The organism is Planotetraspora mira (assembly GCF_016863275.1).
GTDB lineage: Bacteria > Actinomycetota > Actinomycetes > Streptosporangiales > Streptosporangiaceae > Planotetraspora > Planotetraspora mira.
Window position 1 is genome coordinate 116,345 of the sequence record NZ_BOOO01000002.1, and the last position, 22,409, is coordinate 138,753.

The following is a 22,409-nucleotide window of genomic DNA, read 5'->3' on the forward strand; positions in this document are numbered from 1 at the left end:
GGGCGCTCCGCCCCGGTCAGACCGGCGGCCGCGGCACGCCGCGCATGGCGTCCCACACCCGGGAGGGCGTGAGCGGCATGTCGGCGTGGCGGATGCCGAAGGGTCTGAGCGCGTCGACGACCGCGTTGACGATCGCCGGTGGAGAGCCGACCGTGGCGGACTCCCCGACGCCCTTCGCGCCGATCGGGTGATGCGGCGACGGTGTCACGGTGAAGCCGGTCTCCCAGTCGGGAACCTCGAGCGCCGTCGGGATGAGGTAGTCCATCAGGGATCCGCCCAGGCAGTTGCCGTCCTCGTCGAACGCGATCATCTCCATGAGCGCCATGCCCACGCCGTCGGTCAGGCCGCGGTGCACCTGCCCCTCGATGATCATCGGGTTGATGCGGGTGCCGCAGTCGTCGACCGCGACGAATCGTCGGACCTTGACCTGGGCGGTGCCCGGATCGATGTCGACGACGCAGATGTAGGCCCCGTGGGGGTAGGTGAGGTTCTCGGGGTTGTAGCAGATCTGCGCCTCGAGCCCGCCCTCGATCCCTTCCGGCAGGTCGCCCGCACCATGCGCTCTCATCGCGATGTCCTGGATGGTGACGGACTTCTCCGGGTCGCCCTTGACGTGGAAGGCGCCCTTCACCCACTCGAGGTCGGCGACCGACACCTCCAGCATGCCCGAGGCGATGATGCGCGCCTTGTCGCGCACCTTGCGGGCCACCAGGGCGGCCGCCGCGCCGGACACCGGGGTCGAGCGGCTGCCGTAGGTGCCGAGCCCGAAGGGCGTCTGGTCGGTGTCGCCGTGCACGACGTCGATGTCGGCGGGCGGGATGCCGATCTCCTCCGCGACGATCTGCGCGAACGTCGTCTCGTGCCCCTGGCCCTGCGACTGCACCGAGAGCCGGACGACCGCCTTGCCGGTCGGATGCACCCGGAGCTCGCATCCGTCGGCCATGCCGAGGCCGAGGATGTCCATGTCCTTGCGGGGGCCTGCCCCGACCGCCTCGGTGAAGAAGGCGACGCCGATCCCCATCAGCTCGCCGCGGGCACGCCGTTCCGCCTGCTCCTTGCGCAGGTCGTCGTAGCCCGCGATCTCCAGCGCCTTGCGCATGGTCGGCTCGTAGTCGCCGGAGTCGTACAGCCAGCCGGTCTTCGTCCGGTACGGGAACTGCTCGGGCTGGATGAAGTTCTTGATGCGAAGCTCGACCGGGTCCATCTTCAGCTCGTACGCCAGGCAGTCGACGATGCGCTCGACGAGGTAGACCGCCTCGGTGATGCGGAACGAGCACGCATAGGCCACGCCGCCCGGCGCCTTGTTGGTGTAGACCGCCGTCATCTTGCAGTAGGCGGCCTGCAGGTCGTAGCTGCCGGTGAACACGCCGAAGAACCCGGCGGGGTACTTGACCGGCGCCGCGACGCCGTTGAACGCGCCGTGGTCGGCCAGCACGTTGGTGCGGACGGCCAGGATCCTGCCGTCCCTGGTGGCCGCGATCTCGCCCCGCATGATGTAGTCACGGGCGAAGCCCGTGCTCGTGAGGTTCTCCGAGCGGTCCTCCATCCACTTCACCGGCTTGCCCGTGACGATCGATCCCACGATCGCGCAGACGTAGCCGGGATAGATCGGGACCTTGCCGCCGAAGCCGCCGCCGATGTCGGGTGAGATGACCCTGATCTTGTGCTCGGGCAGGCCGGCGACGATCGCGTACAACGTCCGGTGGGCGTGGGGCGCCTGGCTCGTGGACCACAACGTCAGCCTGCTGTCGATCCGGTCGTAGTCGGCGACGCATCCGCACGTCTCCATGGGGGCCGGGTGCACACGGGGATAGACGATGTCCTCGCTCACGACGACGTCCGCGCTCGCGAACACCGCCTCGGTGGCCGCCTCGTCGCCGGTCTCCCAGTCGAAGATGTGGTTGTTCCGCTTGCCGTCCAGGTCGTCGCGGATGACGGGCGCGCTCGGATCGAGGGCCTTGCGCACGTCGATCACCGGATCGAGCACGTCGTACTCGACGTCGATCAACTCGAGCGCGTCGCGCGCCGCGTAGCGGTCCTCCGCCACGACGAACGCGACCTCCTGCCCCTGGAAACGCACCTTGTCCGTCGCGAGCACGGCCTGCACGTCGCCCGACAACGTCGGCATCCACGCCAGCCCCAGGCCCGTCAGCGTGGCTCCGGTGACGACCGCCTTGACCTTCGGATGCGCCTCGGCCGCACTGGTGTCGATGCTCACGATCCTCGCGTGTGCGACGGGGGCCCGCAGGATCGCGCAGTGCAGCATGCCCGGCAGTTGCACGTCGTCGACATAGCGGCCCTTGCCCCGGATGAACCTCGGATCCTCCTTGCGGAGCATCCGGCCGTGGCCGACCGGCTTGTGGTCGTTCTTCTCGAATCCGGCCGGCCGTTCGTCGGTGGTGGTCATGAGGCACCTCCAGCGGGTGTGCTCGCCTCGTGCGCGGCGGCCCATCTCACCGAGCGGACGATGGTGGCGTAGCCGGTGCACCGGCAGATCTGACCGGAGATCGCCTCGCGGATCTCCCCCTCCGACGGGTCAGGATTGCGGTCCAGCAGGGCCCGGGCCGTCATCATCATGCCGGGGGTGCAGAATCCGCACTGCAGGCCGTGGCACTCCATGAACCCGCGCTGCACCGGATCGAGTTCGCCGCCCTGCTCGAGGTCCTCGACCGTGCGCACCTCGTGGCCGCCGGCCATCGCGGCGAGCACGGTGCACGACTTGACCGGCTCCCCGTCGAGCCACACCACGCACGTGCCGCAGTTGCTCGTGTCGCATCCCCAGTGGGTGCCGGTCAGGCCGAGATCGTCGCGCAGGAAGTGCACGAGGAGCAGCCGGCCCTCGATCTCCCTGGTGACTTCCTCGCCGTTGACGATCATGGATACCTGCATGTCAGCCCCTCTCGTTGATCCGGGCGACGGATCGGCGCAGGGCGCGCCTGGTGAGTTCCTTGGCGAGGTGCCGCTTGTACTCGGCGCTGCCGCGCATGTCGGTGACCGGGCTGCAGGAGTCGGCGGCCAGAGCTCCCGCCTGTTCGTAGAGCTCCTCCGAGGGCTCCCTGCCGCGCAGCGCGTCCGACACCGCCGTCAGCCCGGTCGTGTTCGGCCCGACCGCCGCGAGGCCCACCCGCGCGTCGGCGATCAGCCCGCCGTCGAGCCACACCGCGGCGCCCGCGGACACGATCGCCCAGTCCCCCGCGCGGCGCTCGACCTTCTCGTACGCGCTGGACCCGCTGGGCCGTACCGGGACGCGGATCTCGACGAGCATCTCGGCGTCCTCGACCGCGGTCTCATACGGCCCGCGGTAGAACTCCTCCATCGTCACGACCCGCTCCCCCGAGCCGCCCCGGATGACGCAGCTCGCCCCGAGGGTGGTGCACACGGCCGACAGGTCCTCGGACGGGTCGGCCTGGCACAGCGAACCGCCCAGGGTGCCGCGGTTGCGGACGACCGGATCGGCGATGACGCGCTCGGCGTCACGGAAGATGGGGAAGACCTCGGCCAGTTCGCCGGACTCCAGCAGTTCCCTGTGCCGGGTCATCGCTCCGATACGGACCTCCGCCGGCTCCACCCGGATGTATCCGAGTTCGCCGTGAAGGTCGTTGATGTCGATCAGGTACTCCGGGCTCGCCAGCCGGAGCTTCATCATGGGGAGCAGGCTGTGGCCGCCCGCGACGAGCCGGGCCGAGCCTCCCAGCCGCTCCAGCAGGCCGATGGCGTGATCGACACTGGTCGCGCGCTCGTACTCCACCGGCGCGGGAACCTGCATGGCGGACCCCCTTGACTTGTGGGTGGTCGGCCAAGTGGACCCCTGCACGGCGGCACTGTCAACGGCCACCTAAGGATTCACTTAATCCACTGCTCCACCGTGAGCCGCCCGTTTTGTCGGTGGCCGCGGCCATGATCTGCTCCATGGGACTGGACGTGTTCGTCGGCATCCTCACGGCTCTGGACGACGAGGAGGGAGTCGCGCACTATCGGGGCGAGCTCGCGATGGTCACCGCGACCCTGAAGGCGGCCGGCCTTCCCACCTGGCACGAGCCGGACGTCGACCCTGATGAGGCCTACGACGAGCAGATGTACGGGTACTACGTTCCCGTCGACTTCCAGCCGGTGATCATCGATGAGCGGGTCTCCGGCGGTTACCTCGGCTCGTCCCATCGGCTGCTGGACGAATGTCTCCGGCTCGCCCGCTTACTCGAGCTTCCCGACGATCTGGACCCGTGGTCGGACGCCGTGTGCGACGCCGCGGAAGGCGCCATCAGCGACCCCTCGGCACTGTGGCAGCAGTACAGGGTGGAGTCGTTCAGCTGTCTGCGGTTGATCGCCGCCGCCCGTACGTCGATCAGCACAGGGGCCGCGATCACTTTCGCGTAGGCGTCATCCCGCCCGATCGGGCACGTCGACCACACCGACGACGTCCGCAACCGAGATCGTCCCCTTATCCGAGTCGGCTAGATGAGCCCGCGAATCCATGGACACGTCGCGGCTGTCCCCCATGACCCACAGGCGCCCCGGAGGGACGACGACGTCGAAATCGACCGCGGACGCGGCGCGCGTGGCGAGATAGGGCTCGCTGAGCGGCTTGCCGTCCAGATCGAGATGTCCGGCGTCGTCGCAGCATCGCACGTCGACCTCCGGCGTGCCGATCACTCGGGAGATGCGAAGCGCACTCTGATTCCCGTTGCTCCAGGACGGCGGGGCCTTGTACACGATGACGTCGCCCTCGTGCGGCGCGTAGTCCCCATCCGTCAGATGGGCGACGACGCGTTCCCCCTTCTTGATCGTCGGCTCCATGGAAATGCCGGGGATGTCGAACGCCTCCCTCCCCGTCAATCGGTACGCGACACCACAGCCGGTGGCCGAAAAAGTGATCAATCCGACGATAAGGGCACTCAGCCCACGAGAGTTCACCCAGGCATTATCGGGCTAGTACCCCACATCGGTGGATACGGCTCCGGGCAACCTGATCGGAATCGATGTCGCCCTCCGCCAGGCGGAGGCACAGGTCGGAATACCAGTCGAGAGCAAAGCGCCGCACCTGCTGGACGTCGTCGGCGTTCAGGCCGTAGTCCGTGAAGACGGGGTCGTCCAGGGACAGCCCCGTTTCCAGGCGGAACACCAGATTCTCCAGCTGAAAGCCGTCCTCGAACAGGCCCCTTCATCAGGTCTACCGCGCAAGACTGCTCGATCACTGGATCGGTGACGATCAGCCGGCCGAGCCGGGGCGTGCCACGCACGTTGTGAACGTCGAACCCATGCCGCCGGTAGGCGCTCGCCATGCCCTCAGTGGCGTCCGTCAGCGACGCAGCGGTCACGGTAGCGAAATCGAGGTCCTGACTTGGACGCCCTGCGCCAGGGCTTCAGTCCCAGCGCGCCCGTTCATGCATGATCACGAACGGTATCGCCGCAGGTCAACGGCCATTTTCCCGAAAGTATGCATGATCACGGCAGAGAAAGGCCTGGTCGGGGGACGTTCCCACGAACCTGTGCATGATCACGCGGGGGTGGCGGGCGGGGGGTGGTGGTGGCGGTGGGGAATGGCGGGTGGGGGGATAAATCGGTAATGGACCGACGGTAATGGTTTTGGTGCTTACGAGATAGGCGCATACGGGATAGGTCACTACGAGGCAGCAGCCCGAGTGACGGATCGTACATAAAGACATAATTCAGTCGCACGGAGGAATTCGGCCCGCCATGCGCGCGATTCGACAAGAAACCTTCTGAATACACACGTCTGCCCAGCTCAACCAGCTCGTACGGCAACGCCTGCCACACCTCTCTCCTCCCGTCGATTAGCCCCACACCCAAAGGGTTGACATGACCTATTTCGGGTGTAACCATCGCGAAAATAGTGCAGAAATATGAAAATGGATTCGAGTTACTCGAATGAAGAGCGGGCGGAAATCCTCAAGTGTCGACAAGGCCTTCGAGCTCATCAATGCCGTGTCGGAAGCCGGCCAGGCCGGCGTCTCGCTGGGTGAGCTCGCGGGCCAGGCCGGCATCGCGGTCAGCACGGCGCACCGGTACGTGACGTCGCTACTCGAGCTGGGCGTGCTCGACCGCGACGCGGCGGGCTCGTACCGCCTGGGCGTCACCCTGATCACGCTGGCCGGTCAGTACCTCGAGGAGGACGGCCTGCGCGCGGCGGCCCGGCCGTACCTGGTCGAGCTGGTCGAGCTGAGCGGCGAGACCGTCCATCTGGGTGTGCCAGTCGGCAACCAGATCGTCTACGTCGACAAGGTCGAGAGCGCCAAGTCGGTCCGGCTGGTCTCCCGGATCGGCAGCCGGTCCCCCCTGCACTGCACCGCGATGGGCAAGGCCGTCCTCTCGCTGGACGACCGGCGGGCCGAGGAGATCCTGGCCGGCCCCCTGGACCGGCGCACCCCGAAAACGTTCACGGGCGACGCGCTGCTCGCCGAGCTCCGCGTCGTGCGGGACCGCGGCTACGCGATCGACGACGAGGAGAACGAGGAGGGCGTGCGCTGCGTGGGGCTGCCCATCATGAACGCCTCCGGCCAGCCCGTCGGCGCCTTCAGCGTCTCCGCGCCCGCCAACCGGTTCAGCCTCGACGACTGCCACCGCCTGGCGCCGACCGCGCTCGCCATGGCCGCCGACATCAGCCGCCGGATCGGTTACGTGATCCCCCGGCGCGCCAGAGCAGACGCCAGAACACCCAACGGACGCGACAACACACGAATCTGAGGAGTCGACCAGGATGTCCCAATCGTCAGCGGGACCGGCCATGACCGTCCGCAATCCCGGCACGGGAAGAGCACTCGGGGAAGTGGAGGCCATGACCCCGGAGGCGGTGGCCGGGGTCGTCGACGACGCCCAGGAGGGGCAGCGTGCGATGGCCGCCATGCCCGCCCACCAGCGAGCCGGCCTGTTGCGCCGGGTGGCCGACCTGATCGAGGCCGAGCAGGAGGGCCTCGCCACGTTGCTCGCCGAGGAGAACGGCAAGCCCGTACAGCAGACGAGGGGCGAGGTCGAGGCCGCGATCCGGATCTTCCGGGGATACGCGGGAGAGGCCACCCGGCTGTTCGGCCGCCAGATCCCGCTCGACGCCGTTCCGGGCCTGGAACGACACCTGGCGGTGACCATGCGGGAGCCGCTGGGGGTCGTGGCGGCCCTCGTGCCGTTCAACTACCCCGTCGAGCTCTACGCGCACAAGGCGGCCGCGGCGCTCGCCGCCGGGAACGCCGTCGTCGTCCAGCCCCCCGCGCACTGCCCGCTCGCGCTGATCCGGGTGGCCGAGCTCGTGGAGCAGGCGGGCGCGCCTCGCTACGCCCACCAGCTCGTCACCGGCCGGGTGGAGGTGTCCCAGACATTGGCGGATCTGCCCGGCATCGCGGCGGTGAGCCTCACCGGCAGCACCAACGCGGGTCGCGAGATCGCCCGCAGGGCGGCGGGCACGCTGAAGAAGGTCCTCCTCGAGCTCGGCGGCAACGACGCGCTCATCGTCTGCGACGACGCCGACGTGGACGAGGCCGCCCAGGCGGTGGTGCTCGGCCGGCTCGCCCGCGGCAACGGCCAGATCTGCTGCGCGGTCAAGCGGGTCTACGCGCAGGACGGCGTGCACGACGCCTTCGTCGCCTCGCTGCTCGCGCAGACGGCGAAGCTCACGGTGGGCGACCAGTTGCTGGAGTCGACCGACGTCGGCCCGCTGATCACCGAGGAGGCGGCCGAGCGCGTGGAGGCCGCCGTGGGCAGGCTCGTCGAGGACGGCGCCCGCCTGGTCGCGGGAGGCACCAGGCGCGGGGCGTTCGTCGACCCCTCCGTGCTGGTGGACGTCCCGGTGTCCAGTCCCGCGTTCGCCGAGGAGATCTTCGGCCCGGTCGCGCCGATCGCCAGGTTCGGTGACCCCGCCGATGCGGTGCGGATGGCCAACGAGTCGCCGTACGGCCTGCACGCCGCGGTGTTCACGCGGGACGTCTCCCGGGCGTTCACCCTGGCCAGGAACCTCGACGTCGGCGGCGTGGTCATCAACGGCTCGACCGCGCTGCGCGCGGAGAACCTGCCGTTCGGCGGCACCAAGGACACCGGGGGTTACCGCGAGGGCCTGCACGAGACGGTCCTCGACTTCACCCGCCAGAAGACGGTGCTCGTGATGGAGGCGTTCGGATGACCCTCGAGCTCCGCGGCGTGCGCAAGGACTACGGCGGCGTCGAGGTGCTCCACGGGGTCGACCTCGTGGGGCGTCCCGGTGAGGTGCTCGCCGTGGTCGGCGCGAACGGAGCCGGCAAGTCCACCCTCATCAAGATCCTTTCCGGCGCGCAGTCCATGAGCGCCGGCGAGATGCGGATGGACGGCGAGGCGGTGGAGTTCCGGTCTCCGCACGACGCGCACGCGCGCGGCATCCGCACCGTCTACCAGGAGCTCTCCATCGTCCCCGGTCTCTCGGTCACCGAGAACCTGCTGATGGGGAACTTCCCGAAGCGGCGGGGGCTCATCGACTGGGCGGCGGCGCACGCCCGCGCGAAGGAACTACTGGAGAGCATCGGGTTCGGCGCGATCGACCCGCGCACCCTCGCGGGCCGGTTGTCGGTGGCCAGGCAGCAGATGGTGGAGATCGCGAAGGCGCTGGTCAGCGAGCCCAGAGTGTTGGTGCTCGACGAGCCCTCCGCCGTCCTCGCGGGAAGCGACCTCGCGTCGCTGTTCGCGCTCATCCGGCGGCTTCGCGAGCGCGGAGTGCTCGTGATCTACGTCTCCCACCGGCTCGCCGAGGTGATGGAGCTGGCCACGTCCATCGTCGTCGTCAAGGACGGCCGCGTGATCGCGACGACCGAGCCCGCGCGGACCAGCGAGAGCGAGCTCATCGGTCTCATGGCCGGGCGGCGTCTGGAGCAAATCTACCCCGACCGCCGCACCGAGCCGGGCGAGGTGAGGCTGAGCGTCCACGGTCTCACCCGCCGGGGCGAGTTCGAGGACGTCTCCTTCACCCTGCGCGCCGGGGAGATCGTGGGACTGTTCGGCCTGGTCGGCTCCGGCCGCAGTGAGCTGGCCAGGTGCGTGTTCGGCGCCGAGCCCGCGACGTCCGGGCAGGTCAAGATCGCGGGTGGAGACGTGCGGTTCCGCGCGCCGTCCGACGCGATCGCGGCCGGGCTCGCGCTGGTGACCGAGGACCGCAAGCGCACGGGCCTGGTCGGCGGCATGAGCGTGCTGGACAACATCGGCCTCACCACGATGTACGGCATGCGGCGCGGCCCGCTGATCGACGCCGCGCGGCGGCGCGAGCGGGTCGAGGAGATGATCGATCGGCTGAGCATCCAGCCGGCCCACTGCGCCTCGATGCGCGTCGTCAACCTCAGCGGCGGCAACCAGCAGAAGGCCGTCCTGGCCAAGTGGCTGCTGGCCGAGCCGCGGGTGCTCATCCTCGACGAGCCGACGCGGGGCGTGGACATGTCGACGCGGATCGCGATCTACCGCATGATCGACGATCTCGCCCGCGACGGCCTCGCCGTCCTGCTCATCTCCTCCGACCTCACCGAGGTGCTGGGCGCCACCGACCGGATCCTCGTGATGAACCAGGGCCGTGTCACCGGCGAGCTGCGCTCGGACCGGACCACCGAGGACGAGATCCTCGCGCACGCGATTGGACAGGCCGCATGACCGGGCAGCTCACCGAGCCGGCGCCGACCACGACCGATCCCCGGGGGCGCAGGGTCCCCCGGCTGGTCGTGGGCGGACGGGACGTCACGATGGCGGCGGCGTTCGTCACGCTCATCGCCGCGCTCGTCCTGGTGGCGGCGCTCACCGCCGACACCTTCCTCACCCCGACCAACATCACCAACCTGCTCAAGCAGATGGTCACCACCGGCCTGCTGTCGTTCGGCATGCTCGTCGTCATCCTCACCGGCGGCATCGACCTGTCGGTGGGCTCGATCGTGGCGTTCTCCGGCATCGTCACCGCCGGCCTCGTCTCCGGCCTGCCGATCCCGGTGGCCATGGCGGTGGGCGTCGTGTCCGGCATCGGCTTCGGCCTGGTCAACGGTGCGCTGATCGCCAGGTTCGAGCTGGCGCCGTTCGTCGTCACGCTGGCCGCGCTGACCACGATCCGGGGGCTCGCCTTCGTCTACTCCGAGGTGCCCATCGCCCCCGAGGACCCGGGATTCTTCACGCTCGGATCGGCGACGCTGGGGCCCGTTCCGGTGAGCACCCTCATCATGCTCGCCGTCTTCCTGGTCGGGGGCGTCTTCCTGACCCGCACTCCCCCGGGGCGCTCCATCGTGGCGATCGGCGGCAACGCCGAGACCGTACGGCTCGCCGGCATCAACGTGCGCAGGCACGTGGTGCTGGCCTACACCATCAGCGGCGCGTGCGCCGGGCTCGCGGGCGTGGTCCTGGCGAGCCGGGTGGGGATCGCCCAGCCGAGCGTCGGGGTGGCGTTCGAGCTCGACGCGATCGCCGCCTGCGTCATCGGCGGCGCGAGCCTGGCGGGAGGGCGCGGCTCGGTGCGTGCCACGTTCGGCGGGGTGCTCGTCCTCGTTCTGATCAACAACCTGCTCAACCTGTACGGCGTGCAGAGCTTCTGGCAACAGGTGCTCAAGGGACTGATCATCATCGCCGTCATCCTCGTCCAGCGCACCAACCGGGTGCGCTCCTGATAAGTCACCACCAATGGGAGGCCCCTACATGAATGGGAAGAAACTCAGCGGTCTACTGGCCGCCGGCGTCCTCGCCGCCGGGCTGGCCGGCTGCTCATCCGGGTCCGGCGACACCGCCACGGCGGGCGGCGACGGCTCCTACACGATCGGCGTGGCCAACTTCACGCTGGGCGGGCCCTACTTCAGCGGCATGGACAAGGCGATCGCCGCGGAGGCCAAGAAGAAGGGCAAGATCGAGGTCATCAGCACCGACGCCAACGGGGACGCGGCCAAGCTCGCCTCCAACGTCGAGGACCTGCTGAGCAAGAACGTCGACGCGGTGATCATCTCCGGCGGCCCGCTGGAGTCGGCGCCCGCGGCGCTCAACGCGATCAAGACGGCGGGCAAGCCGGTGGTCCTGGTGGACCGCAAGTTCCAGACCGGCGAGTACACGAGCTGGATCGGCCCGGACAACGAGGCGATCGGACGGCAGAACGGGGAGTTCCTCTCACAGAAGCTGCCCGACGGCGGCAAGGTGGCCATCATCAAGGGCGGCCCCGCCGACAACAGCATCGGCCTGGCCCGCACGAACGGCGTCAAGTCGGTGCTCCAGAGCAAGGCGGGCATCACCCTGGTCGAGGCCCCCGACTTCGGCAACTGGGGATCCGACGGCGGGCTGACCGTGATGGAGAGCCTGCTGGCGACCGACTCCGACCTCAAGGCCGTGTTCTGCGAGAACGACGCTATGTGCCTGGGCGCCCAGCGCGCGATCGCGGACGCCGGCAAGGCCGACCAGATCATCATCGCCGGCGTGGACGGGCAGGCAGAGGCGCTCAAGGCGATCCTCGACGGCACCAACTACCTGGTGACCGGCCTCAACGACGCCGACGTCATCGGCGCGATGGGACTCGACCGCGCGGTCGAGATCCTCGGCGGCGCCCAGGTCGAGAAGGACACCGTGGTGCCCTCTCCGATGATCACCAAGGAGAACGCGGCCAAGTACCAGAACCCCGACGGAAGTTTCTGACAGTCAGCCCGCGGTCAGGTGGCGTGCGGCGACGCCACCCCCGACCGGCCACACGACGCCTCCGGCGTCACGCGGAGCGACGCTCCCCGACCGAAGGGCAGCACCATGCGAAGCAAAGCCAGGAGGGTCGTGCGCGCGACGACCTTCGCCGCGATCGCCTCCACCGCCATCAGCCTCGCGACGTTCGCCGCGGGCGTCCCCGCCTCGGCCGACGACCCCACCCGCCCGGGATGGACCCTCCTCTACTCGGAGGACTTCTCCGCACCGCTCACCGGCGCGAACGCCCCGTGGGTCAAGGAGACCTACAGCCAGCCGTTCGACACGATCATGGACGACTCGGGGCTGTGGTACCAGAACGACTACGGCCCGGCGTGGAACACCGCCTTCAACTCCTTCGCGACCTACCGCAAGGAGTTCACCGTCGGCCAGAACGGCTGGCTGACGGCCTCGTTGTCGGCCCGCGACTTCAACAAGGACGGCGTGCTCGAGTCGCCGCCGTCGATCACCACCCAGACCCTGGGCGCCGAACACGTCGCGGTGCTCAACGTGCCGGAGTCCACCGGCGGCGCCATCTTCCGGCCGACCAACAAGCTGCCCGAGCAGTACCGCATCGAGTACAAGCTCAAGACCCTCGACTTCGGCGGCAAGCGCAACGGCACCATCAACTACGGCGGCCGGATCAACGGGTATTCCACCGCGGGATGCAAGACCCAGCACCCCTGGGGTGAGGGATCGCGGTCACCCGGCTGGACCGGCGACGCGTCCGTGCCCTACTGCGAATGGCAGAACGTCAGGGAGGGGAACTACGGCTACAACGGCTACCACTTCCTGTCGATCGTCGACTTCGCCAACCCCGCCCCGCGGAACAACCACTTCTGGCACTACCACCGCAAGGTGCTGATGGACGCCTTCTCCCAGCACCCCGACCGGGTGGGAACCGGCACCGGCGGCCGGGTCTGCAACTCGGCGAACAACACGTACTACAACTACCGCGACAGCAGCTTCAACACCGTCAACATGTGGATCAGCGGGCTGCCCAACTGGACCCCCGGCCCCGGCGGCCTGGCCGGCAACTCCCAGTGGTTCATGACGAGCTGTTCGGGCGGCGTCGCCGAGCAGCAACTGTCGTCGGCCGCCGAACTGCAGCCCGAGCTCATGCCGAACCAGTTCTACACGTTCGCGATCGAGCGGGACGCCACCGGCTACACGCTGGAGGCCAGCGGGAACTTCGCCCGCGCGGGGCAGAAGACGTTGCGCTTCCACCGCAACTTCATCGTCGGCAACGACCCGATCTGGCACTACAACGTCAAGCCGGGCGAGTACGACGGCAGGTACAACGCGAGCCTCGTGCAGAACGACGCCCACGGCAGCACGACGTGGCCGAACCAGTGGCCGGCCGGGTCGCAGTACCCCGACTACTTCGTCATCGGCGACCTGTACACCAACGTCTACGAGGGCAGCGCGAGCCTCACCGACATCCGGCTCTACGTCCCCCAGCAGACGAGCACCACGAACCTGGCGCTGAACAGGCCCGCCACCGCGGACAGCCAGTGCGCGGCCGCCGAGAGCCCGGCCAAGGCGGTCAACGGCAGCTGGACGGGCGGCACGTCCGACAAGTGGTGCTCGCTGGGGGCGAGCAAGTGGCTGCGGGTCGACCTGCAGTCCACCACCAAGGTGGGCCGGCTGGTCGTGCGCCACTCGGGTGCGGGCGGTGAGAAGACGAGCTGGAACACCCGTGATTTCGACCTTCAGACCAGTGTCAACGGCACGACCTGGACGACGGTGGCGACGGTGCGCGGCAACACGGCCAATGTCACCACCCACACGTTCACGCCACTCGACGCCCGGTACGTGCGCGTCAACGTGATCACGCCGACCAGCGACTCCGACAAGGCCGCCCGGATCTTCGAACTGGAGGCCTACGCCTCCTGACGGCCGTACGGCGCAGAAGAAGGGCACCGGCGCATCGCACCGGTGCCCTTCCTCTTGTCCTCCCGTGACGGCCGCACGTCCTCCGGAGCCCGTACGGCCGGCCGTTCAATCTTGCGCCTTGCCTCCGGCAAGACGGCTGATCATGAGAGCGACCAGGATGATGGCGCCGTAGACGAGGTTCCTCCACTCGCCGGGGACGCCCTTGAGGGTCAGGATGTTCTCGACCAGGCCGATGACGAGGACACCGGTGAGGGCGCCGAGGATGGTGCCCTTGCCGCCGTCCATGCTGACTCCGCCGATGACGGCGGCGGCGAAGACCATGAAGATCCAGCCGTCGCCCTGGTTGGCGCTGATGCCGCCGAGCCTGCCGGTCTCGAGCATTCCCGCCACCGCCGCAAGGGTGCCGGAGATCACGAAGACCACCCAGGTCACCCGCTCGACCCGGATGCCCGCCGCCCGTGCCGCGTCGGCGTTGCCGCCGATGGCGTACAGCGCCCGGCCGGTACGGAAGAAGCGGAGCACGACGATGCCGGCCGCGAACAGGACCGCGGTGATCCAGATGGCCGCGGGGATGCCCAGCCAGGTGGCGCTGCCGAGGTAGAGGAACGACGGGGGCAGGGCGAACAGGCTCTTGCCTCCGGTGATGCCGGTCTGGAGGCCTCGGACGACGATCAGCATCGCCAGCGTGACGATGAACGCCGACAGCTGGAAACGCAGGATGAGGAAACCGTTGAACGCGCCGACCGCGGCCCCGATCAGCAGGCACAGCGGGATCGCCAGCGCGACGGGCACCCCCAGGCCGAAGCCGCCCGCCGACGTCGGGATGACCAGCATCACCGCGAGGGCCGGAGCCAGGCCGACGGTCGACTCCAGCGACAGGTCGAACTTACCCGCGATGAGGACCAGCGCCTCGGCGAGCACGACCAGCGCGAGCGCCGACTGCTGCTGGAGCACGTTGGTCAGGTTGCCCGTGGTCATGAAGACCGGGTCGGCGAAGGAGCCGACGATCAGCAGCAAGATGATAACCGGGACCAGCGTGAGGTCCCTGAACCTGCCGAGCTTCAGACCCGTCCCGCGTGACCTGACGGCCAGGGAGTCGGGCACGGCCGATTCGGTCATGAGTCGATACCTTCCATTGCCGCCACGAGATCGTTCTCACTCCAGCCTCGTGGCACGTCCTTGACCACCTTGCCGTGGAACATGACCAGCACCCGGTCACAGATCCGAAGGTCGTCCAGCTCGTCGGAGACCAGCAGGACGCCCGTTCCCCTGGCCGTCGCGTCCTCGACCGCGCCGAGCAGCGACTGCTTGGCCTTGACGTCGACGCCGGCGGTGGGGTTGATCACCACGAGCGCCGCCGGGCTGTCGGCCAGCGCGCGGGCGAGCACGACCTTCTGGGCGTTGCCGCCGGACAGGTCGCCGACCGGCTGGTCCGGCCCGGTGGTCTTGATGTCCAGATCCTGGATCATCGTCGTGGCGCGGGCCTTGCGGCGCTCTCCGGAGATCATGCCGAACCTGCCCAGCTTGTGGGCGATGGGCATGGTCGCGTTCTCCGCGATCGACAGCAGCGGCACGAACCCCTCGTGGTGGCGGTCCTGCGGGACGAACCCGAGGCCCGCCTTCAGCGCGGCGGTCACGTCTCCGGGGCGGATCGCCGTCCCGTTGACCGTGACGTCGCCGCCGTCCGGCTTGCGGAGCCCGACCAGCGACTCCGCCAGGCCGACCTTTCCGCTGCTGCCGGAGCCCGCCAGCCCGACGATCTCCCCCGAGCGCACGGCGAGGTCGACGTCCTCATAGCGGTCCTTCAACCGCAGGCCGGACGCCGAGAGCACGACCTTCGCCCCGCCGTCGATCTCCCGGGCCTTGGACTCGTACGCCTGGGTCTCCTCGCCGGTCATCGCCTTGACCAGCTCGTCGTGCGGGAGATCGGCCACCGGGGCGGTGACGACGTGCCGGGCGTCGCGGAAGACCGTGACGCTCTGGCAGACCTGGTAGACCTCCTCCAGGTGGTGCGAGATGAACATCATCGTCACGCCCTGGTTCCGCAGGTCGCGCATCCGCTCGAAGAGCCGCTCGATGGCCGGGCCGTCGAGCTGGGCCGTGGGCTCGTCGAGGATGATGAACCGCGCGCCGAAGGACAACGCTCTGGCGATCTCCACCAGTTGCCGTTCCTCGACGTTGAGGTCGCCCGCGAGGGAGTCGGCGTCCACCGCCACGCCGTACTGGTCGAGCAGTTGCCGGGCGCGGGCGCGCAGGGCGCGCCAGTTGATCGGGCCGCGCTCGGTCTGCCGGTTGATGAAGAGGTTCTCGGCGACGGTCAGGGAGGGGATGATCGTCGACTTCTGGTACACACACGCCACGCGGCGACGCCAGGCGTCCCTGTCGGTCAGCGGCGGCGACGGCTCACCGGCGAAGAGCACTTCGCCGAGGTCGGGGCGCTGGAGCCCGGTCAGGATGGAGACAAGGGTCGACTTGCCTGCGCCGTTCCGGCCGACCAGCGCGTGGGTCTCACCGGGGGTGATCACGATTCCGGCGTCGTTGAGGGCGACGGTGGGGCCGAAGCGCTTGGTGATGCCACGCGCTTCGACCGCCGCCGTTTCAGTAACTGTCATTACTTGACCTGGTTGCCCCAGAGCGCGGGGTCGTCCACGTTGTCCTTGGTCACGAGCGGAGCCGGAAGCTGGTCCTCCAGGCCGTTGGGCAGCTGGATGATCGTGCTGTCGTGGTCCGTCGGGCCGGGCTGGAAGGTCTTGCCCTCGACCGCGGCCTTGGCGTAGAAGAGCGCGTACTTGGCGTACAGGTCGGCCGGCTGCGAGACGGTGGCGTCGATCGAGCCGTCACGGATCGCGGCGAACTCCTGCGGGATGCCGTCATTGGAGATGACGAAGATGTGCTTGGGGTCCGTCGGCGGGACGATCAGGTTCTTGGCCTTCAGCACCTGCAGGGTCGGGGCCAGGTGCACACCGCCCGCGTGCATGTAGATGCCCTTGATGTCGGGGTTCTGCTCGAGGCGGGTCTGGAGCATGGACGCGGCCTTGGTGCCGTCCCACTCCGTCGGCTCCTCGAAGACGGTGATTCCGGGGAACTTGGTCTTCATGCACTCGCGGAACGCCTCGGCGCGGTCACGGCCGTTGATGGAGGACAGCGCGCCCATGAGCTCGACGATCTTGCCCTTGCCGCCGAGCTTGTCGCCGAGGAACTCGCACGCCTTCTGGCCGTACGCGCGGTTGTCGGCGCGGACGACCATGTAGACCTTGCCGGTGTCCGGGCGGGTGTCCACCGAGACGACGGGGATCTTCTTGGCCTCGAGCGACTGCAGCGTCGAGGCGATCGCGCCGGTGTCCTGCGGAGCCATCACGATGGCCTTGGCGCCCTGGCTGACGAGCGCCTGGGTGTTCGCCACGACCTTGGCGATGTCGTTCTGCGAGTTGGTCGGCGGCATCAGGTCGACGCCGAGCTCCTTGCCCATCTCCGGAACGTACTTGTTGTAGGAGTTCCAGAAGTCGGAGTCGGCTCGGGGGAAGTCGACACCGACCTTTCCACCGGCGGCCGCGGTCGAGCCGCCACCCGACGCCGTCGAGGTGTCCGAGGTGGAACCGCAGGCGGCGAGCGCGAGCGCGAGGGCGGCGACGCCCGCGGCGCTGAGGAAATGTTTCATGCCATTTGGCCTTTCATGACGTGGGGGGTAGAAGGCGAGGACACGAGGTGTCCCCGCCCGCGGCCGGTCAGGTGCCTGGGTGGCACCGACAAGCGGACCGGCCAGCGCGACGGTGTGGGACCGCATCTGGCCGGAGAACACGACTCACCGAACTCAACCATTCGCGCCCCTCCAGACGGGACCGTCGGGGTAGGAGAATTCGGCGATCGACTCGGGGCGCATCGTGGAGCCGAAACCGGGCGCGCCGGGCGCGGCGTACCTGCCGCCCTCGACCACGACCGGATCGAGGAAGTGCTCGTGCAGATGGTCGACGTACTCGATGACCCGGCCTTCCATGGACCCGCTCACCGCGACGTAGTCGAACATCGCCAGATGCTGGACCAGCTCGCACAGCCCGACTCCCCCGGCGTGCGGGCAGACCGGCACGCCGAACTTGGCGGCGAGCAGCAGGATCGCGAGGTTCTCGTTCACCCCGCCGACCCTGGCCGCGTCGAGCTGCAGGTAGGAGACCGCACCCGCCTGGAGCAGTTGCTTGAAGACCATGCGGTTCTGCACATGCTCACCGGTGGCGACCGGGATGGGCGCGATCCTGCGCGCGATGGCGGCGTGGCCGAGCACGTCGTCGGGGCTGGTCGGCTCCTCGACCCACCACGGGTCGAACTCGGCCAGCGCCTCGACCCACTGGACCGCCGTGTCCACGTCCCAGCGCTGGTTGGCGTCGACGGCGATGGGGAACCCGGGGCCGCAGACCTCACGGGCGACCCGCATGCGGCGGATGTCGTCGTCGAGGTCGGCGCCGACCTTCAGCTTGATCTGCGTGAAGCCGTCGGCCAGGGCCTCCTTGCAGAGGCGGCGCAGCTTGTCGTCGTCGTAGCCGAGCCAGCCGGGCGAGGTCGCGTAGGCGGGATAGCCGTTCGCCTGGAGGTTCGCGATCCTCTCCTGCCGGCCCGGCTGGGCCTTACGGAGGATCTCCAGCGCCTCGTCGGGCGTGAGGGCGTCGGTGATGTAGCGGAAGTCGACGAGGCCGACGATCTCCTCGGGTGACATCTCGCTCAGCAGCAACCAGACCGGCTTGCCCTCCCGCTTGGCCTTGAGGTCCCACAGGGCGTTGACCACGGCGGAGATCGCCATGTGCATGACGCCCTTCTCCGGGCCGAGCCAGCGCAACTGCGAGTCCCCCACCATGCCGCGCGACAGCGCGCCGATGTCGGAGCAGTCACGCCCCACCACGTAGGGCTCGAGGGCCCTGATCGCGGCCGTCTGCACGTCGTTGCCGCGGCCGATCGTGAAGGCGAACCCGTGGCCCTCCTGACCGTCCTCGGTCCTGAGCACCACGTAGGCGGCGGAGTAGTCGGGATCGGGGTTCATGGCGTCGGAGCCGTCCCGCTCCCGCGACGTGGGGAAGCGGATGTCATGCGTCTCCAGGGAGGTGATCTTCACGCCTGCCCCGCCGTCCGGCCTGCCCCGGCCTCGTGGGAGCGATCCATCCGACCAATGGACGCCGTCATCCTCATCTCAAAGAACGCCTTTGGGTTATTCTCCCCGAAAGAGGCACCCGCGAGAGCACGGGAGGCCGGTTCCACCGGTGCCGGGAAAGTCGCCGCACCGCGGTGATCCAGCTGCGAGAAGCCGATGGACGTGGCCGAGCGTGGATGAGCGACGCCACTCGGACCAACCCGCAGCAGCTTCACAACGCCTCCAATACATCCGATGTTTCGCCAAGAATGTCCGCTGGTTGCGTGCAAGTCAAGAGGTTTCCGGCAGGAATACATCGGATAACTTGGCTTCCAGAGGCCGTGTTAGGCGTGAGAGTCAAAAGAACATCGGATCTCCCGGACGGACAGGGCCGGGCCGGGTCCGCGAGGGACTCCGGCCCGGCCGTCGCTCAGGTGCCGTAGACCTCGAACTCCCACAGCGAGTAGCCGTACTGCGTCAGCGCCCGCTGCGTGCCGTACATCCGGACGTAACGCCCGGTCCCCGAGACGACGAGATCGTCCACGCCGCCGTCGCTCGTGGTGGTGGCGTACACGTTCGTCCAGTTGGCGTTATCAGGAGATGTCTGGATCTGATACGCCTTGCCGTACGCCGCCTCCCAGTTCAACCGCACCCGGCTGATCGAGCGGGACGAACCCAGATCCACCGAGATCCACTGCGGATCGGCATACAGGCTCCCCCAGCGGGTCGCCGCGTTGCCGTCCACCGCATTGGCCCCGACCAGCACGTTCCCGGTCTCGACACTGGAGGTGGCCGTCGGACGCCCCTGCGACAACAACGTCCCGCCACCCGCTACCGGGGTGCCGTAGACGTTGAGGTCCCACAACGAGTACCCGTACTGCGTCAGCGCCCGCTGCGTGCCGTAAACCCGCACATACCGGCCGGTCCCCGACACGGTGACGTCATCGACGCCACCATCACTCGTGGTGGTGGAGTACACATTCGTCCAGTTCGCGTTATCCGCAGACGTCTGGATCTGGTATGCCTTGCCGTACGCCGCCTCCCAGTTCAACCGCACCCGGCTCAGCGCATAGGACGCCCCGAGATCGACCGAGATCCACTGCGGATCCGCGTAGTCACTGCTCCACCGCGTGGCGGCGTTGCCGTCCACCGCCATGGAACCCACACGGCCGTTGTTCGGCTCGACGCTGGACGTCGCCGTCGGGCGCCCCTGGGCGAGGTCGCTCGTGGTGGTCGGCGGCGTGCTGACGCCGGGGCCGGTGAAGGTGTAGCTGTCGAGGTCGAACAGCGCGTTCGTGCCGGTGTTGTTCCCGGTGAACACGAGATAGAGGTCGTGGGTGCCGTCGTCGGGCCTGGTGACCGGCGCGGTCACCTCGGCGTAGTTGTCCCAGCCTCCCGTGCCGGAGACCGCGACGCGCGCGACCTCGGGACCCGTGGGCGAGTCGTAGCGGAACGAAAGGGTGCCGCCGGCGTTGGCCGACGACACGCGGGCCTTCACCCCGGTGATGCCCTTCAGGCTCACCGCGTGGTGCCTCACCCACTCGCCGCTCTGGATGTCGCCGAGGCGCTTGCCGCCCTCGGCCGCGGCCTGGTCGACGACCCTGAGACCGTTGAACTGGACGAAGTGCTCGGCCTGCCACTGCTTCGGCCAGACCGAGATCTCCTTCTCCCCGGTCAGCGCCACCGTGCCGGAGGCGCCTCGGTCGGTGTAGGAGGCGCGCAGGACGAAGAACTGCACGGCGTCGGGGCCGGCGTGCACCGGACCGGTGTTGACGGTGAACCCACAGCCGGTGCCCTGCCCCTCCTCGTGGGCGTGCTCCTGGTGTCCGAGCGCCGCCCGGATCACGACGTCGGCGCAGTTGATCGTGCCGTCCTGCGGATCGGTCGCGCTCGCGGTCGAGGTGAGGTTCTCCCCCCAGCTCCACATGCCGCCCGCGGGGATGCCCGCCAGGGTGACCGCGGGCCGGTTGTTGCCGACCACGACGGGGAGCACCGTCGTGCCCGTGTGACCCGCGGGATCCCGTACGGTCAGACGCGCCCGCTTGTCGCCGTTGGTGGTGTAGGTGAACGACGGGTTGGCGGCCGTGGAGTCGGTGGTGCCGTTGTCGTCGAAGTCCCAGGCGTAGGTGATCGGATCACCGTCGGGATCGGACGAGCCCGCGCTGGAGAACGTCACCGCGAGCGGCGTCAGGCCGTTGTCCTTGTCGGCCGCGGCCGACGCGACGGGCGAGCGGCCGCCCTGGACATAGTTGATCTTGTACAGCCCGGCGTCCGCGGCGCCGGAGAAGTAGCCGCTGCCGTACTCCAGCAGGTACAGCGACCCGTCGGGCCCGAACTCCATGTCGATCGGGTGGACGAGGTTCATCCCAGCCAGGACGGGCTCGATCACGGTCGGGTTCCCCGTGGCCGGGTTGCCGTTGTCGAACTGAACCTCCTTGATCCAGTTGCGGCAGTACTCGGAGATGAGCCACTTGTTGTCGTAGTACGCGGGCCACTTCGCGTCCGAGACCAGGTTCGGGTCGTAGTGGTAGACCTCGGCGTGGTTGGGTGCTCCGCAACCGCCCGGGTTGTCCAGGGCGGGCCACTCCTTGCTGCCACCGTGCTGCTCCCACACCAGGGAGGGCTTGGCGGGGGGAAGCTGCTGGAGGCCGGTGTTGCGCGGCGAGTTGTTCACCGGGCCGGTCGTGCCTCCGCAGGGGAACCAGCCGCGCGGGGCGTTGGCCGCGAAGTCCCAGTCGTTGTAGGCCACGTTCGGACCGCCGCAGTACGGCCAGCCGTAGTTGCCCGGGCCCGTCGCCCGATTGAACTCGTCGTAGGCCGCCGGTCCGCGGTTGGCGACGGTCGCGCCCGCGTCAGGCCCGACCTCGCCCCAGTAGAGGGTGTTGTTCGCCTTCTTGTCGACCCAGATCCGGTACGGGTTGCGGTCCCCCATGATGTAGATCTCGGGACGGGTCTTCGCGGTGCCCGGTGCGAAGAGGTTGCCTGCCGGGATCGTGTAGGTGCCGTTGTTCTCCGGGTGGATCCGGTTGATCTTCCCGCGCAGGTCGTTGGTGTTGCCCGCCGTGCGCTGGGCGTCGTACTGGGGGTTGCTGGTCGGCCGCTCGTCGACGGGCGCCATGCCCGCCGAGTCGCCGCCGGAGTTGGTGTTGTCACCCACCGCGAAGTACAGGTTCTCGTTGGAATCCCAGGCCATGGACCCGGCCGAGTGGCAGCACAGGTCACGCTCGGTCGGCCACTCGATGATCATGTCCTCGCTGGCGGGGTCGAGGACGCCTGCCGAGGTGTTGAAGGTGAACCGGGAGATCCGGTTGACCAGCGGCGTCGCCTTCGGCGAATAGAAGAGGTACACCCAGTGGTTGGCGGCGAACTGCGGGTGGATCGTGATGCCGATCAGACCGTCCTCGAACCGGGCGTCGAGTTGCACGGTCAGCGCCACCGTCGTGGCCTTGGTGACGGGGTTGTACAGGCGGACCTGGCCGCCGCCGGTGGTGCTGCCCCGGTTGATGTAGAGGACCTTGCCGTCGGGGAGGACCGACAACTCGATGGGCTCACCCATCGAGAGCCCGCCGTCCAGCTTGACCTTCTCGAACCCGCTCGTGGGAGGCGGGGCGAGGGCGGCCGTGGCCGCCAGGGGCAGGGCCGGGACCGCGGCGGCGGCGGGAACGGGCGCTCCCGCGACGGCGGTCCCCGCGAGCGCGAGGATGAGGGCGCCGACGGCTGTCCGAAGGCGCGCGAAACCGAACACGAAGTCTCC

17 protein-coding genes are annotated in these 22,409 nt (G+C 68.8%); 7 read left to right on the forward strand and 10 right to left on the reverse strand.

Going from position 1 to position 22,409, the window contains the following annotated elements; translation table 11 throughout:
* Positions 1–16: 16 nt before the first annotated feature.
* Genes Pmi06nite_RS02325 through Pmi06nite_RS02335 form a run of 3 tightly spaced genes read right to left on the reverse strand, consistent with a single transcriptional unit; the run spans position 17 to position 3,766 of the window.
* Positions 17–2,407 (reverse strand): aerobic carbon-monoxide dehydrogenase large subunit, encoded by a 2,391-nt coding sequence (locus Pmi06nite_RS02325; protein WP_203951124.1) that lies wholly within the window; start codon positions 2,405–2,407, stop codon positions 17–19.
* A complete protein-coding gene (locus Pmi06nite_RS02330; RefSeq protein ID WP_203951125.1) occupies positions 2,404–2,889 on the reverse strand; it encodes a (2Fe-2S)-binding protein in 486 nt (161 codons plus the stop codon). The genes Pmi06nite_RS02325 and Pmi06nite_RS02330 overlap by 4 nt, the downstream gene beginning before the upstream one ends.
* A gap of 1 nt (position 2,890) precedes the next feature.
* Entirely contained in the window at positions 2,891–3,766 is an 876-nt protein-coding gene (locus Pmi06nite_RS02335; protein WP_203951126.1) for an FAD binding domain-containing protein, read from the reverse strand.
* Positions 3,767–3,909: 143 nt separating this feature from the next.
* On the opposite strand from Pmi06nite_RS02335, the gene Pmi06nite_RS02340 reads away from it, so the two are divergent.
* Positions 3,910–4,374 carry a putative DNA-mimic protein gene (locus tag Pmi06nite_RS02340; protein ID WP_203951127.1) on the forward strand — a complete coding sequence of 155 codons (465 nt, stop codon included), beginning with the start codon at positions 3,910–3,912 and terminating at the stop codon, positions 4,372–4,374.
* A 3-nt stretch (positions 4,375–4,377) separates the two neighbouring features.
* Here Pmi06nite_RS02340 and lepB read toward each other — a convergent pair whose 3' ends face one another.
* Together lepB and Pmi06nite_RS02350 are read right to left on the reverse strand one after the other, a co-directional pair.
* Positions 4,378–4,911 carry a signal peptidase I gene (lepB, locus tag Pmi06nite_RS02345; protein ID WP_275409539.1) on the reverse strand — a complete coding sequence of 178 codons (534 nt, stop codon included), beginning with the start codon at positions 4,909–4,911 and terminating at the stop codon, positions 4,378–4,380.
* A 7-nt stretch (positions 4,912–4,918) separates the two neighbouring features.
* Positions 4,919–5,119, reverse strand: coding sequence for a hypothetical protein (locus Pmi06nite_RS02350; protein ID WP_203951129.1), 201 nt, complete (start codon positions 5,117–5,119; stop codon positions 4,919–4,921).
* 767 nt (positions 5,120–5,886) lie between these two features.
* Here Pmi06nite_RS02350 and Pmi06nite_RS02355 point away from each other — a divergent pair.
* From Pmi06nite_RS02355 to Pmi06nite_RS02380, 6 genes are all read left to right on the forward strand, one after another.
* Positions 5,887–6,702: an IclR family transcriptional regulator gene (locus Pmi06nite_RS02355; protein ID WP_203951130.1), complete on the forward strand. Its 816-nt coding sequence runs from the start codon at positions 5,887–5,889 to the stop codon at positions 6,700–6,702.
* A 13-nt stretch (positions 6,703–6,715) separates the two neighbouring features.
* A complete protein-coding gene (locus Pmi06nite_RS02360; protein WP_203951131.1) occupies positions 6,716–8,125 on the forward strand; it encodes an aldehyde dehydrogenase family protein in 1,410 nt (469 codons plus the stop codon).
* Positions 8,122–9,609: a sugar ABC transporter ATP-binding protein gene (locus Pmi06nite_RS02365; protein ID WP_203951132.1), complete on the forward strand. Its 1,488-nt coding sequence runs from the start codon at positions 8,122–8,124 to the stop codon at positions 9,607–9,609. The genes Pmi06nite_RS02360 and Pmi06nite_RS02365 overlap by 4 nt, the downstream gene beginning before the upstream one ends.
* Positions 9,606–10,604, forward strand: a complete 999-nt coding sequence (locus tag Pmi06nite_RS02370; RefSeq protein ID WP_203951133.1) for an ABC transporter permease — start codon at positions 9,606–9,608, stop codon at positions 10,602–10,604. The genes Pmi06nite_RS02365 and Pmi06nite_RS02370 overlap by 4 nt, the downstream gene beginning before the upstream one ends.
* 28 nt (positions 10,605–10,632) lie before the next feature.
* Positions 10,633–11,610 (forward strand): substrate-binding domain-containing protein, encoded by a 978-nt coding sequence (locus Pmi06nite_RS02375; protein WP_203951134.1) that lies wholly within the window; start codon positions 10,633–10,635, stop codon positions 11,608–11,610.
* A gap of 129 nt (positions 11,611–11,739) precedes the next feature.
* On the forward strand, positions 11,740–13,542 hold the full coding sequence (locus Pmi06nite_RS02380) for a discoidin domain-containing protein (protein ID WP_203951135.1): 1,803 nt from the start codon (positions 11,740–11,742) through the stop codon (positions 13,540–13,542).
* Between the two features lie 105 nt (positions 13,543–13,647).
* Here Pmi06nite_RS02380 and Pmi06nite_RS02385 read toward each other — a convergent pair whose 3' ends face one another.
* From Pmi06nite_RS02385 to Pmi06nite_RS02405, 5 genes are all read right to left on the reverse strand, one after another.
* The gene (locus tag Pmi06nite_RS02385; RefSeq protein ID WP_203951136.1) at positions 13,648–14,661 is read right to left on the reverse strand and encodes an ABC transporter permease; all 1,014 of its coding nucleotides are present in this window, start codon (positions 14,659–14,661) and stop codon (positions 13,648–13,650) included.
* The gene (locus Pmi06nite_RS02390) at positions 14,658–16,154 is read right to left on the reverse strand and encodes a sugar ABC transporter ATP-binding protein (RefSeq protein ID WP_203951137.1); all 1,497 of its coding nucleotides are present in this window, start codon (positions 16,152–16,154) and stop codon (positions 14,658–14,660) included. The genes Pmi06nite_RS02385 and Pmi06nite_RS02390 overlap by 4 nt, the downstream gene beginning before the upstream one ends.
* Entirely contained in the window at positions 16,154–17,200 is a 1,047-nt protein-coding gene (locus Pmi06nite_RS02395) for a sugar ABC transporter substrate-binding protein (RefSeq protein WP_203951138.1), read from the reverse strand. Before Pmi06nite_RS02395 ends, Pmi06nite_RS02390 begins: the two co-directional genes overlap by 1 nt.
* Before the next feature lie 153 nt (positions 17,201–17,353).
* Positions 17,354–18,640, reverse strand: a complete 1,287-nt coding sequence (locus Pmi06nite_RS02400) for an L-fuconate dehydratase (protein WP_203951139.1) — start codon at positions 18,638–18,640, stop codon at positions 17,354–17,356.
* A 445-nt stretch (positions 18,641–19,085) separates the two neighbouring features.
* Positions 19,086–22,400: a galactose-binding domain-containing protein gene (locus Pmi06nite_RS02405; RefSeq protein WP_203951140.1), complete on the reverse strand. Its 3,315-nt coding sequence runs from the start codon at positions 22,398–22,400 to the stop codon at positions 19,086–19,088.
* Positions 22,401–22,409: the final 9 nt, after the last annotated feature.